9 protein-coding genes are annotated in these 13,286 nt (G+C 64.1%); all 9 read left to right on the plus strand.

What is annotated here, in order from left to right:
- Window positions 1–27 precede the first annotated feature (27 nt).
- The 9 genes from GVM20_RS03450 (at window position 28) to katG (ending at window position 13,277) form a co-directional block, all read left to right on the plus strand.
- Entirely contained in the window at window positions 28–2,865 is a 2,838-nt protein-coding gene (locus GVM20_RS03450; protein ID WP_166545913.1) for a monovalent cation/H+ antiporter subunit A, read from the plus strand.
- Window positions 2,862–3,257 carry a Na+/H+ antiporter subunit C gene (locus tag GVM20_RS03455; RefSeq protein WP_166545914.1) on the plus strand — a complete coding sequence of 132 codons (396 nt, stop codon included), beginning with the start codon at window positions 2,862–2,864 and terminating at the stop codon, window positions 3,255–3,257. The genes GVM20_RS03450 and GVM20_RS03455 overlap by 4 nt, the downstream gene beginning before the upstream one ends.
- Window positions 3,254–4,774 carry a monovalent cation/H+ antiporter subunit D gene (locus GVM20_RS03460; RefSeq protein ID WP_166545915.1) on the plus strand — a complete coding sequence of 507 codons (1,521 nt, stop codon included), beginning with the start codon at window positions 3,254–3,256 and terminating at the stop codon, window positions 4,772–4,774. Before GVM20_RS03455 ends, GVM20_RS03460 begins: the two co-directional genes overlap by 4 nt.
- Window positions 4,771–5,259, plus strand: coding sequence for a Na+/H+ antiporter subunit E (locus tag GVM20_RS03465; RefSeq protein WP_166545916.1), 489 nt, complete (start codon window positions 4,771–4,773; stop codon window positions 5,257–5,259). Before GVM20_RS03460 ends, GVM20_RS03465 begins: the two co-directional genes overlap by 4 nt.
- Window positions 5,256–5,537 (plus strand): K+/H+ antiporter subunit F, encoded by a 282-nt coding sequence (locus tag GVM20_RS03470; protein ID WP_166545917.1) that lies wholly within the window; start codon window positions 5,256–5,258, stop codon window positions 5,535–5,537. The genes GVM20_RS03465 and GVM20_RS03470 overlap by 4 nt, the downstream gene beginning before the upstream one ends.
- Window positions 5,534–5,959: a Na+/H+ antiporter subunit G gene (locus GVM20_RS03475; RefSeq protein ID WP_166545918.1), complete on the plus strand. Its 426-nt coding sequence runs from the start codon at window positions 5,534–5,536 to the stop codon at window positions 5,957–5,959. Before GVM20_RS03470 ends, GVM20_RS03475 begins: the two co-directional genes overlap by 4 nt.
- A 212-nt stretch (window positions 5,960–6,171) precedes the next feature.
- Window positions 6,172–7,977: a glycoside hydrolase family 15 protein gene (locus tag GVM20_RS03480; protein WP_166545919.1), complete on the plus strand. Its 1,806-nt coding sequence runs from the start codon at window positions 6,172–6,174 to the stop codon at window positions 7,975–7,977.
- 125 nt (window positions 7,978–8,102) lie between these two features.
- A complete protein-coding gene (locus GVM20_RS03485; protein WP_234031826.1) occupies window positions 8,103–10,790 on the plus strand; it encodes a PAS domain-containing hybrid sensor histidine kinase/response regulator in 2,688 nt (895 codons plus the stop codon).
- A gap of 237 nt (window positions 10,791–11,027) precedes the next feature.
- Window positions 11,028–13,277 carry a catalase/peroxidase HPI gene (katG, locus tag GVM20_RS03490; RefSeq protein ID WP_502706184.1) on the plus strand — a complete coding sequence of 750 codons (2,250 nt, stop codon included), beginning with the start codon at window positions 11,028–11,030 and terminating at the stop codon, window positions 13,275–13,277.
- Window positions 13,278–13,286 lie beyond the last annotated feature (9 nt).

Raw genomic sequence — 13,286 nt, forward strand, 5'->3', positions numbered from 1 at the left:
TTTGAGTAAGGACCACCGGGGCCGCCAATGGCTATTGCCTTGACGCTTTTGACGCTGGTGGCGCTTCCGTTTGTGGCCGCGCTGGCGATTGCGCTGCTGCATGACGCCGGGCGTGCGTTGCATTCCGGCATTGCGGCAGGGGCGAGCGGGGGTGGCCTGGCGCTGCTGGCGATGCTTTCCGCGCCGGTGCTTGGTGGCGAGGTGCCGTCGGCCAGCTGGGCATGGGTGCCTGCGTTGGGCCTCGATCTGACGCTGATGGTCGATCCGCTGGGGTTGATGTTCGCCGGATTGATCCTCGGCATCGGCTTGCTGGTGGTGATCTTCGGCCATTTCTACCTCTATGCGGGTGAGGCCACCGGGCGCTTCTTTGCCAGCCTGATGCTGTTTCAGGGCGCGATGCTGGGCATCGTGATCGCGGGCAATGTGCTGTTGCTCCTTGTGTTCTGGGAGATGACCAGCCTCGCCTCTTTCCTGCTGATCGGGTTCTGGCAGCACAAGGCGGAGGCGCGGCAAGGCGCACGCATGGCGCTGGCGGTCACAGGCGGCGGGGGCCTCGCGCTGATCGGCGGGATGGTGTTGCTGGGGCTGGTTGCGGGAAGCTTCGACCTCGCGACTATCTTAGAGCGCGGCGACATCGTTCGCGCATCGCCACTCTACCCCGTGCTGCTGGGGCTGATCCTGCTCGGGTGCTTCACCAAGTCGGCGCAGTTTCCGTTCCACTTCTGGCTCCCCCACGCGATGGCCGCGCCGACGCCGGTGAGCGCCTATCTGCATTCGGCGACGATGGTGAAGGCGGGTGTCTTCCTGCTTGCGCGGCTGTGGCCGGTGCTGGCGGGGACCGGGCTTTACACCGGCATCGTCACGAGCGTGGGCCTGACCACGATGATCTTCGGCGCGGTGGTGGCGCTGTTCCGGCACGATCTGAAGAGCATCCTTGCCTATTCCACCATCTCGCAGCTCGGAATGCTGGTGATGCTGCTCGGGTTTTCGCTCGAGGCTGCGGCGCTGGCGGCGGTGCTGCACATCCTCAACCACGCGGCGTTCAAGGCGGCCCTGTTCATGAGCGCCGGGATCGTCGAGCATGAGACCGGCACCCGCGACATCCGCAGGCTCGGCGGGCTGGCAAAGGCGATGCCGATCACCGCGATGATCGCCACGCTCGCCGCCGCCTCGATGGCCGGCCTGCCGCCGCTGGGCGGGTTCATCTCCAAGGAGCTGATGCTCTACGAAACGCCCAAGCTCGCGCTGCTGGGCTTGCCGTGGCTGCTGCCGCTGCTGGCGACGTTGGGCGCGACCTTTTCGGTCGGCTATTCGCTGCGGCTGGCTGCGCATCTGTTCTTCGGCCAACCGCGCGAGGCAGAGCCCTTTGCCCGCGCGCATGATCCGGGTGCTGGCATGTGGATCGCACCGGCGCTGCTCACCACGCTGGCGGTGCTGCTCGGCCTGATCCCGATGCTTCTCGCAGGCCCGCTGGTGGGCGCGGTGACCGCAGCCGTCACCGGAGCGCCAGCGCCCAAATTCGACCTTGCTCTGTGGCACGGAGTGAACCTCGCGCTGATCCTCAGCCTGATCGCGGTCGCGGGCGGCGCGCTGCTGCTGTGGCAGCACAAGCCCCTGCTTGCCGCATGGGAGCGTGCCAGCCTGCCCGATGCCAAGCGCATGTTCGAAGGCAGCTTCGCCTTCGCCGACAAATGGGTGCGCAAGGCGATTGTCGCCACCCACACGCCCTCGCTGCAACGGATGCTGCTGGCGAGCTTCAGCGTGATCGTGCTGCTGGTCATCGATGGTGCGCAGGCGGGCGGCGGAGTGTTGACCGGTGGCCGCGCGCTCCTGCCCGCCACGCCGGTCGCGGTCGTCGCATGGGTGCTGCTGATCGCGGCGACTGCGGCTGTGGTAAACGATTCCCGCAACCGGTTGCGCGTGCTGATTTATGTCAGCGTCATTGGCCTCGTGGTCAGTCTCACCTTTGTGCAATTCTCCGCGCCCGATCTCGCGCTCACCCAGATTTCGGTCGAGGTGGTGACGATCCTGCTGCTACTGCTGGCGCTCAATCTCCTCCCCAAAAGTCCGCCGCTGCTCTCGACCGCCTCGCGCAAATGGCGTGACGGCGCGCTGGCGATCACCGGCGGAGTCTTGGTCGGCGGGATTGCCTGGGCCATGCTGACCCGCGATCCGGGGCCGAGCATTGCCGCCTATCACCTCGCCAATGCCAAATCGGGCGGGGGCGGGACCAATGTGGTCAACGTCATCCTCGTCGATTTCCGCGCCTTTGATACGCTGGGGGAAATCATCGTGCTCGGCATCGCCGGGCTCGGCATCTTCGCGCTGCTGGAAAGCACCGCCACCGGCGCGGCGGGCGCGCGGCTGCGGGCGTGGCGGGAGGATATGCCCCATTCGCCCGAGCGCCATCCGATGATGCTGGTGGTCGCCAGCCGCATCGTCCTGCCGTTGACGCTGACTGTGGCGATCTATCTGTTCCTGCGCGGGCATAACCAGCCGGGCGGCGGGTTCATTGCTGCACTGGTGGCCGCGATCGCCTTCCTCGTCCAATACCTCGCCGCCGGGTTCGACTGGTCCGAGGCGCGCAAGCGGTTCGGAGAGCATCAGCTGATCGCATGGGGCGTGCTGGTGGCGATGGCGACAGGGCTCGGCTCGTTCCTGTTCGGGGCGAAGTTCATGACTTCGACCTTCGGCTATTTCACCCTGCCGCTGATCGGCACATTCGAGCTCGCCAGCGCGATGCTGTTTGATATCGGCGTGTTCCTCACCGTGTTTGGTGCCGTCATGCTGGCGCTCGCGCAATTGAGCCACATCGCCCAGCGTGCGGCCCGCGCCGCCCGCAAAGGCGGGGAGGGCGGAGCATGAGCTACGAATTCCTCGTCGCAAGCGCGATTGGCGTGCTGGTGGCCGGTGGCATCTACCTGGCCCTGCGGGCTCGGACTTTTCAGGTGGTGCTGGGCCTCACGCTGATCTCCTACGCGGTCAACCTGTTCCTGTTCGCCTCAGGGCGGCTGGTGGTGGGACGCCCGCCGATCTGGGACAAGGCGGTGAGCGATTACACCGACCCCCTGCCGCAGGCGCTGGTGCTGACGGCGATCGTCATCACCTTTGGCATGACCGCCTTCGTCGTGATCCTGAGCCTGCGCAGCTTCCTTGAGACCGGCAGCGATCATGTCGATGGCGACAAGGTGCCGTGTGACGCGCAGGACGGCATGGCTGGCAGCATCGCCGAAGACGGGGAGGACACGCGCCCGTGACGCTCGCCGATCATCTCCCGATCCTGCCGGTCATCATCCCGGCGCTGGCCGCGCCCATCGTGCTGCTGGTGATGCGACGGCGGCCAGTGCTGGGCGTTGTCGTCTCGGTGGCCTCGTGCCTGACAATGCTGGCCACCGCGCTTGCGATGATGGTGCAAGTGAGCGACGGCACGATCCTCGCCTATGCCGTGGGCGAGTGGGCCGCGCCCTTCGGGATCGTGCTGGTGGCAGACCGGCTGGCGGCGATGATGCTGGTGCTGACTGCGAGCCTTGCGCTGATCGCGCTGTTGCACGCGTTGGTGACCCGCGCTGACCGCAAGGGTTGGCACTTTCTCGCCCTGTTCCAGTTCCAGCTGATGGGCCTCAACGGCGCGTTCCTGACAGGCGATCTGTTCAACCTGTTCGTGTTCTTCGAGGTGCTGCTGATCGCCTCCTACGGCCTGATGCTCCACGGCCAGGGGTCGGCGCGGCTTAAGGCCGGCGTGCAATATGTGGTGGTGAACCTGGTCGGTTCGTCGCTGTTCCTGATCGCGCTGGGGATGCTCTATGCGCTGACCGGCACGCTCAATATGGCCGACATGGGCCTGCGCGTGGCCGCGGTGCCGCCGGAGGATCAGGGCCTGCTGCGGATCGCCGCGCTGCTGCTGGTAAGCGTGTTCGCGCTGAAGGCGGCGGTGGCGCCGCTGCACCTGTGGTTGCCGCGCACCTATGCGGTTTCGACTCCGGCGGTGGCGGCGCTGTTTGCGATCATGACCAAGGTCGGCGTCTATTCGCTGATCCGGGTGGTGCCGCAGGTCTTCGGCGAGGGCGCGGGCGCGGCAGCGTGGGTGCCGGCACCCTATCTGCTGCCCGCCGCGATCGTGAGCGCCGTGATCGGCTTTGCGGGCGTGTTCGTGGCACGCAGCCTGTCCGAGCAGGCCGCCTATGCCGTGATCGGATCGACCGGCACGCTGCTGATCGCGGTCGCCGGATGGAGCGCCGGGAGCCTTGGCGCGGGCCTCTATTACCTCGCCCATTCGACGCTTGCGGCGGCGGCGCTGTTTCTGGTGGCGGATGTGGTCGCGCGGCGGCGGGGGGCCTTTGGGGACAATGCCAGCCCCGGCCCGGTCTTCGCGCAGCGCGGCGGGGTGGCGCTGTTGTTCATGGCCGCAGCGATTGCGGCGACTGGTCTGCCGCCCCTGTCCGGCTTCATCGGCAAGCTGCTGATCCTCAAGTCCGTCGCCGCTCTCCCGGACTGGGGCTGGGCCTGGGGTGTGATCCTCGGGACGACCTTCATTGGCGTGGTCGGGTTCGCGCGGGTGGGGAGCGCGGTGTTCTGGAAGACGGCTGGCGAGGGTACGGCACCCGCTGGCCCTGCCACTCGTGCCGACCTCGGTGCGCCGGCCATCGCATTGGGGCTGCTTGTTGCGCTGGCGGCGGGAGCGGGTTGGGCAAGCGTCTATGCCGATGCCGCCGCCGCGCAGGTGCTCGATCCCGCGCAAAGCGCGCGTGCTGTGCTGACGGAGGCGGGACAATGATGAACCGCCTCTTGCCGCATCCCGGTCTCAGCCTGTTGCTGGTGGTGATGTGGGTGGTGATGGTGAGCGATCTCACCTTCGGTACGCTGTTCCTCGGCATCGTGTTCGGCATTCTGGTGCCGATCTTCACCGCGCCGTGGTGGCCTGAGCGGCCGCCGGTGCGGTTTGTGCCTGCGCTCGGCTATCTCGGGATCGTGCTGTGGGACATCGTGGTCGCCAATTTCCACGTGGCCGCGATCATCCTGTTCAAGCCCAATCGCAACCTCAAGCCCGCATGGCTGACCATCCCGCTCGATCTGACCTCGCCCGAAGCGATCACGGTGTTTGCGGGCACGATCAGCCTGACGCCGGGCACGGTTTCGAGCGATATCTCGGCTTGCGGCCAATATCTGCTGGTCCATGCCCTCCACGCGCCCGATCCGGCGGGTGAGATCGCCAAGGTCAAGGCGCGGTATGAGGCGCGGCTGAAGGAGATTTTCCGATGATCGGCCCCCTGCTTCCGTGGGCGCTCGCCTTCGGTTTTGCTGCGCTGGGTGCGGCGCTGGCGCTGAACCTGTGGCGGCTGTTCAAGGGGCCGGGGGTGGCCGACCGCATCCTCGCGCTTGATACGATGGTGATCAATGTGATCGGGATCATCGTGCTCACCGGCATCGCTTCGGGCAGCGGCACGTCCTTTGAAGCCGCGTTGCTGCTGGCGATGGTCGGGTTTGTCGGCACGGTGTCCTATGCCAAGTTCCTGCTGCGCGGGGACATCATCGAATGAGCGGTGCCGCACCCGCCTCTGCCGATCTGATTGTCAGCGCGCTGGTGGTGCTGGGCGGCGCATTTGCGCTGATCGGTAGTTGGGGTCTGGTGCGCCTGCCTTCGCTGATGGAGCGGCTCCATGGCCCGACCAAGGCGACGACCCTGGGGCTGGGGGCGATGCTGGTCGGATCGGTGGTGTGGTTCCAACTGGCCGAGGGGGTGTGGACCACGCATGAGCTGCTGGTCTCGGTGTTCCTGTTCGTCACAGCGCCGATCAGCGCCAATATGATCGCCAAGGTTCACCTTCACCGGCTGCGGCAGGGCGAGGTAAGCAAGGGTGCTGGCCCTGCTGGCACCCCCGAACCGCCACCGGGCGCAGCCGACTGGGCAACCCATGAAGCGCCACACCAAGGCACGCCGGGCGACTTCGTGGGCGACTAGCCGACAGGCATCTTCCCATCAGCGATGAGCCGAGCTTTCGCGCTCGCAACTGCGGACCCGCCCGCCAAGCCTGTGTTCATCCGCGATAATGTTACTGGCGAGGACAGCTTTGTCGCCTGCGAACAGCACGGCGGCTTTCCGGGATTGCGGTTGGCGAGCGGCCTTTGGCTGCGCCGCGCTTTTCCCTTGCAACGACAGAAGGACACGCCCCCATGGTTGGAACAACGACGCCCGATCTCGAACTCTGGCCGATCGGCAATTGCCAGGTCAGCGCGCTGGTCGACCGTGAAGGCGCGGTTGTGTGGGCTTGTGTCCCGCGGGTCGATGGCGATCCGGTGTTCTGCTCACTGCTCAACGGAGACAACCGCGAGACCGGCATCTGGCGGTTCGAACTGGTCGGGCAGGTCAGCGCCACCCAGGAATATATCCGCAACACGCCAATCCTCGTCACCCGGCTTGAGGCGGACGATGGCAGCGCAGTCGAAGTGCTCGATTTCTGCCCGCGCTATGAGGGCAAGGGCCGGATGTACCGACCTGTGGCGATCAGCCGGATCGTGCGCCCGGTGGCGGGTAGTCCGCGCATCCGCGTGGTGCTCCGCCCGATGCGTGACTATGGCGCGGCGCTGGCCGAGACCACCCACGGTTCCAACCACATCCGCTATCTCATCGGCCCGCAAGCCCTGCGCCTCAGCACCGACGCGCCAGTCGGCTATATCCTTGAACAGCGGGTCTTCCGCCTCGAACAGGACATGCACTTCTTCCTCGGCCCGGACGAACCGTTCGACGGCAATCTGCGCGAGGAGACCCGCCGGATGGAGCAGGCCACCCGCAACTACTGGCAGCGCTGGGTGCGCGGGCTGGCCACGCCGTTCCAATGGCAACAGGAGGTGATCCGCTGCGCCATTACCCTCAAGCTGTGCCAGCACGAGGAAACCGGCGCGATCGTTGCGGCGCTGACCACCTCGATCCCCGAAGCACCCCATTCGGAGCGCAATTGGGACTACCGCTACTGCTGGATCCGCGATTCCTACTACACCGTGCAGGCCTTGAACCGGCTGGGCGCGCTTGATGTGCTGGAGAAGTATCTCGGCTATTTGCGCAATATCGTTGACGGGGCCAAGGGCGGGCAGATCCAGCCGCTTTATTCGGTGATGGGTGTGGCTGAACTGGGCGAAGCCACCGCCCCCGCGCTTCCGGGCTATCGCGGCATGGGGCCGGTCAGGGTCGGCAACGCGGCCTACAAGCAGGTGCAGCATGACTGCTACGGCCAGATCGTTCTGCCGACGGTGCAGGCCTTCATCGACCAGCGCCTCCTGCGCATCGCCGACGGCCGGGATTTCGAGAGCCTCGAACAGGTCGGCGAGATGGCGTGGGCGATGCATGATCAGCCCGACGCGGGCCTATGGGAATTCCGCACCCGGCAGGAGGTCCACACCTATTCGGCCGTGATGAGCTGGGCCGCGTGTGACCGGCTGGCGATGACGGCAGACTGGCTCGGCAAGGCGGATCGCGCGAACCTCTGGCGGGAACGTGCCGACGCGATCCGGGCGCGCATCGAGCAGGATGCGTGGGTCGAGAATGGCGCGGAAGGGGGCCACTACGGCGCGAGCTTTGAAAGCGACTATCTTGACGCGAGCCTGCTCCAGATGGTCGAACTGCGCTTTCTCGCCCCAGACAATCCGCGCTTTCTGTCCACCTTCGCAGCGGTCGAACGGCAGCTGCGCCGCGGCGATTTCATGCTGCGCTACGCCGCCGAAGATGATTTCGGCGCACCCGAAACCGCCTTCAACGTCTGCACCTTCTGGCTGATCGAAGCGCTCCACATGGCCGGCCGAGGTGACGAGGCCCGCCGCCTGTTCGAAACAATGTTGAGCCATACCACCCACTCAGGGCTACTGAGCGAAGACTTGGACTACAACGATGGCGAATTGTGGGGCAACTTCCCGCAGACCTACTCGCTGGTCGGTGTGATCAACTGCGCCGGGCTGCTGTCCAAGCCGTGGAGCGACGTGCGGTAACGGGGCCTGACTGACGTTCGCGGACTGGGCCCTGAGAAATAGCACCGGGCCTCCGTTCCATTCAATTCGAGACCTGCTAATACTAACATAGTTTAGGTATTTCGGGACGGCTTTAGCGACAGGTTATGGATAGTAGCACGCTTACGACTCTTCTCGATACGGTTTCGCAGGGCGTGGTTGTGTTCAGTGCCGATCGCGAGATCGTGTATTGTAATCAGGCATTTCTCGACATCACCGGAAACGATCGGTCCGAAATGGCGGGCGCCTTGCGTGGCATCATGCAGGGGTCCGATACGGACTGCGCGGCCATTACGGCCATCGAGTCAGCAATTGAGGCGCGGCAACCCTTTTCCGGGGAGCTGCGGAACTGCCGCAAGTCGGAAGAGGCCATCTGGTACGACCTCTCCTTCAGGCCTGAATGCAACGCCGATGGGTCATTTCGCCATTTCATCGGCGTCGTGCGGGACATCACCCAACAAAAGAGCGCCGAAATCAAGGCGGAACAGCTCGAACTCGATCATCAGTTCATGATGGAGAACGTCCTCTCGGGCGTGGTACTGCACAATGCCACTACGGAAATCATCTACGCAAATCCGAGAGCGCTTGAGTTACTTGGGGTGGATCAGGATTCTGCCTTTGGAGCCGTGAACACGGATCCGCTCTGGTCTTTCATACGAGAAGACCACTCGCTTTTGCCCGTCGATGAGTATCCGGTAAATCGCGCCATGGCTGAGCGAAAGCCGATCCGCGGTATGGTGTTCGGCAATAAGCGCGACAGCGACGGGAAGCTCATCTGGCTCATCTGCAACGCGTTTCCCTTGCTGGATACCCATGGCAATGTCGACAAGGTCCTCACCAGCTTCACCGAGATAACGCAAATCAAGGAAGCTGAGCGAGAGACGAAGATCTACCAGGAGCGCTTTGAACTGGCGGCGCGGGCGACCCAGGATGTGGTCTTCGAATGGGACATCGAAACCGGCGCATATTGGGCCAACGAATCCTTTGAAACGATCTATGGCTATCCGGCACCGAGCCATGTCAGTCTCGATAGGCTCAGCGCCATCAGCGCGGTGGAAGCCGATCATGATCTCGTGCGCCGCGTGACGCTCGACGCCATTGAATCCGGCAAGGAACGCTATGCCCTCGATTACGGGTTTGTACGCCCCGATGGTTCGCAGGGCCGTGCGGCTGTGCGCGGCTCAATCGTGCGCGACGAGACCGGCAAGCCGCTCCGGATCATCGGCACCGGTACCGATATCGGCCAGTTGACCGATGCCATGCACGCGCTTGAGGCATCGGAGGAGCGATTCCGGATCATCGCCGACACCGTCAGCGACGTGTTGTGGGATCGCGATTTCGAAACCAATGTCACTTGGGTCACCCCGGACTGGCCCCACCGGCTTGGTGTCGCCATTGATCCCGATGTAAGCCAAGAGCGGTTCTTTCTCGACCACGTCGAGCCTGAAGATGCTTTACGGGTGCAGCATTCGTTCCGTGACGCCGTCAAGTCTGATGCAGCGCAATGGGAGATACAATACGTCCTGATCGGCAGCGATGGGACCAAGATCGATATGGCGGTCAAGGCGGCGATCCTGCGCAATCCAGACGGTAGGGCCCAACGCATGCTGGGCAATGCCCGCAACGTGACAATCGAGAAGCGTCAACAGGAAGGCTATTCGCGCGCGCGTGCGCTCGAAGCGGTGGGCCAGCTGACGGGCGGCGTGGCACACGACTTCAACAACCAGCTCATGATCATTCAGGGCAATGCCGAGTTTCTGGAAATGAGCGGCCTCAATGAAGAGCAGGCCGAGTCCGTTGCGCTCATCTATCAGGCATGCGGGAGTGCAGCCGACCTCACCCAGCGGCTGCTCTCCTTCTCCCGCCAATCGCATTTGCAGACGGGGCGCGTCGATCTGACCAGATTGGTGCCGTCGACGGTCGCCCTGCTCAGGGCGGGCATACCGGAGTCCATCACCATCCAGTGCCGGATTCCGTCAGAAATCTGGCAAGCGAAGGCCGATGCCAACGCGCTGGAACAGGCGATCGTGAACCTAGCCGTCAATGCCCGGGACGCGATGCCGGCCGGCGGCGACATTGTCATCAGCTGCGAGAATGTAACGATCTCGCACGATAGGCAGCCCTTTCAATCGGAACTTGCACCGGGCGATTATGTCGTCGTCGCGGTAAGCGACAATGGTGCAGGCATGCCGCCTGACGTTCTCGCAAAAGTGTTCGAACCCTTCTTCACAACCAAGGACGTGGGCAAGGGAACCGGACTCGGTCTGAGCACGGTCTACGGCTTTGCCAAGCAATCCGATGGACACGTGACCATCCACAGCGAGCCCAATCAGGGCACGACGATCAAGCTGTTCCTTCCCCGTTTCCTCGAGCCGGCAGCGGAACAGGAACACAAGACCGAAACCGAAAAGGCGCGCCCCGGAAACGGACAGCGGATTCTGCTTGTCGAGGACCAAGCTGAACTCAGGGCCCATGTCGAGAAAATGCTCACCAAAATGGGCTACCTCGTCACCGCTGCGGAGGACGGGAAGCAGGCGCTTTCGTTGCTCGATCGCGGGATGACGTTTGATCTCCTGTTCACCGATGTGATCATGCCCGGCGGAATAAATGGGCAGCAGCTCGCTGAAGCAGTCAGGAAACGCGATCCTCGTATGAAGGTGCTGTTCACGTCCGGCTATCCCGCCTTTGCCTTCGAACACTTGCAGCTGGATGAGATTGAGCACGTAAAGCTTCTCAAGAAGCCTTACAGGTCAACGGAACTCACCGCTGTCCTCGCAGAGATATTCGACGCCTGAGCGCAGCTTTGGGGTCGGTTGGGGACTTTCCACCCCTCGTAAAAATCGACGCCGAAGCCGTGCGGATCATCGACGCACCGCATCACAGTTATCGCGACAAGCCGTTTTTCTCGTTTGGCGCGCCGCCTTATGTGGCCCCCGGCACGCATCGCTATCGGACGAGAACAACGGTTCTGACAACGTCTCGCGGTGCGTGATGATCAACAGACCATAACGGGGCCATATATGATTAGCAAAATGAAGGAGCTGTTGCTCCTGTCCTCCAGCCTGATGCTTGCCTTGCCTGCGGCGGCCACGCCTCCGGGGTTTAACGAGCCCGGCATGGGCCGCGCGGCGATGCCGCAGACCGAAGCTGCGCCGCGCAATGTGCAGGGCTGGTGGCCCAATGTGGTCGACCTCAATCGCCTGCGCCAGAACGAATACAACCCCGACCCCAACGGCGCGGATTTCGATTACGCAGCCGAATTCGCCAAGCTCGATCTGAAGGCGGTGAAGGCCGATATCAACGCTGCGCTCACGGACTCTCAGGAGTGGTGGCCGGCCGATTATGGCAATTACGCCGGGCTGTTCATCCGCCTCGCCTGGCACTCGGCGGGCACCTATCGTTCGGGTGACGGGCGCGGCGGTTCGGATGGCGGGCAGATCCGGTTTGAACCGCTCAACTCCTGGCCCGACAACGGCAACCTCGACAAGGCCCACCGTGTGCTGTGGCCGGTGAAGCAGAAGTACGGCGCGGCGCTTTCGTGGTCAGACCTCATCATCCTGGCAGGCAATGTCGCGCTCGAAAACACCGGCTTCACAACCTTCGGCTTTGCCGGTGGCCGTGCCGATGCGTGGGAGCCGGAGCTGGTCTATTGGGGCCCGGAAACCAAGTTCCTGACCTCGGAACGCAACGCCGAAGGCGAAAACCTCGACGCCCCGCTCGCTGCTTCGGAAATGGGCCTGATCTACGTCAATCCCGAAGGGCCGGAAGGCAACCCCGATATCCTCAAGTCCGCTCAGCAGATCCGCACCACCTTCGGTCGGATGGGAATGAATGACGAGGAAACCGCCGCGCTGGTGATCGGCGGGCACACGATCGGCAAGATGCACGGTGCGCGCAAGGCGGCCGATTGCGTCGGCAAGGAGCCCGCTGCCGAAGGCGTCGAGGCGCAGGGCCTGGGCTGGAAGAACACCTGCGGCACCGGCGTCGGCAAGGATGCGACCACCAGCGGCCTTGAAGGCGCATGGACGGTCACGCCGATCCAGTGGAGCAGCAACTACCTCGAAAACCTCTATGGCTTCGAATGGAAGCAGACCACCAGCCCGGCCGGTGCCAAGCAGTGGGAGCCGGTCAATGCGGCAGACGTGAAGGTCGTCCCCGACGCGTTCGACCCCAACGTCACGCATTCGCCGGTCATGCTGACGACCGACCTCGCGCTCCGCTATGACCCGGCCTATGGCGCGATCACGAGCCGCTGGGCCAAGGACCCCAAGGCGATGGACGCAGCCTTCGCCCGTGCATGGTTCAAGCTCACCCACCGCGATCTTGGCCCCAAGGCCCGCTATGTCGGGCCGGAAGTTCCGGCTGAAGACCTCATCTGGCAGGACCCGCTGCCAAAGGCCGATTACGCCATGATCGAAGCGGGCGACATCGCCCAGCTCAAGCAAGCGATCCGCGCCACCGGGCTCAGCCGCTCCGATCTGGTGCGCACCGCATGGGCCTCGGCAGTCACTTTCCGTGACACCGATATGCGCGGCGGTGCCAACGGCGCGCGCATCCGGCTTGCGCCGCAGAAGGACTGGGGCGTGAACGATCCCGCCACGCTCGCCAAAGTGGTCACCGCGCTGGAAGCCGTGCAGGCGAAGTTCAACGCTGGCGCGGGTGCCAAGAAGGTGTCGATCGCCGATCTCGTGGTGCTCGGCGGCGTGGTCGCTGTCGAGGACGCAGCCAAGGCGGCGGGGCAACCGGTCACCGTGCCCTTCACTCCGGGCCGGGTCGATGCAACCGACGCCCACACCGACGCCAAGAGCTTCGAGCTGCTGCGTCCGGCAGCCGACGCCTTCCGCAATTTCTACAGCGACAAGGCCCGTCTGACGCCAACCCAGATGTTGATCGATCAGGCTGACACCCTGGGCCTGACTGTGCCGGAAATGACCGTGCTGCTGGCCGGGATGCGGATGCTCGACGCCAATAGCGGCGGCGCCAAGCATGGGGTGTTCACCGATCGCCCCGGCACGCTGAGCAACGACTTCTTCGTGAACCTGCTCGACATGGGCAACACCTGGAAGCCGGCTGAGACCAAGGGCGTCTATGAAGGTCGTGACCGGGCGACCGGGTCGCTGAAGTGGACCGCCACCGAAGTCGATCTGGTGTTCGGCTCCAATTCGGAACTGCGCGCCGTGGCGGAAACCTATGCCGTGAAGGGCGGCGAAGCAAAGTTCGCGCAGGACTTTGCCAAGGCCTGGAACAAGGTGATGATGCTCGACCGCTTCGATCTGCGGTAAGGCAAAACG

Source organism: Porphyrobacter sp. SLTP, assembly GCF_009905735.1.
Lineage (GTDB): Bacteria > Pseudomonadota > Alphaproteobacteria > Sphingomonadales > Sphingomonadaceae > Erythrobacter.

What these genes read in the sequence shown, in the direction of transcription:
- GVM20_RS03480 (WP_166545919.1), top strand. Translation starts at nt 6,172, where the DNA reads ATGGTTGGAACAACGACGCCCGATCTCGAACTCTGGCCGATCGGCAAT.
- GVM20_RS03465 (WP_166545916.1), top strand. Translation starts at nt 4,771, where the DNA reads ATGATGAACCGCCTCTTGCCGCATCCCGGTCTCAGCCTGTTGCTGGTG.
- katG (WP_502706184.1), top strand. Translation starts at nt 11,028, where the DNA reads ATGAAGGAGCTGTTGCTCCTGTCCTCCAGCCTGATGCTTGCCTTGCCT.
- GVM20_RS03470 (WP_166545917.1), top strand. Translation starts at nt 5,256, where the DNA reads ATGATCGGCCCCCTGCTTCCGTGGGCGCTCGCCTTCGGTTTTGCTGCG.
- GVM20_RS03455 (WP_166545914.1), top strand. Translation starts at nt 2,862, where the DNA reads ATGAGCTACGAATTCCTCGTCGCAAGCGCGATTGGCGTGCTGGTGGCC.
- GVM20_RS03485 (WP_234031826.1), top strand. Translation starts at nt 8,103, where the DNA reads ATGGATAGTAGCACGCTTACGACTCTTCTCGATACGGTTTCGCAGGGC.
- GVM20_RS03450 (WP_166545913.1), top strand. Translation starts at nt 28, where the DNA reads ATGGCTATTGCCTTGACGCTTTTGACGCTGGTGGCGCTTCCGTTTGTG.
- GVM20_RS03475 (WP_166545918.1), top strand. Translation starts at nt 5,534, where the DNA reads ATGAGCGGTGCCGCACCCGCCTCTGCCGATCTGATTGTCAGCGCGCTG.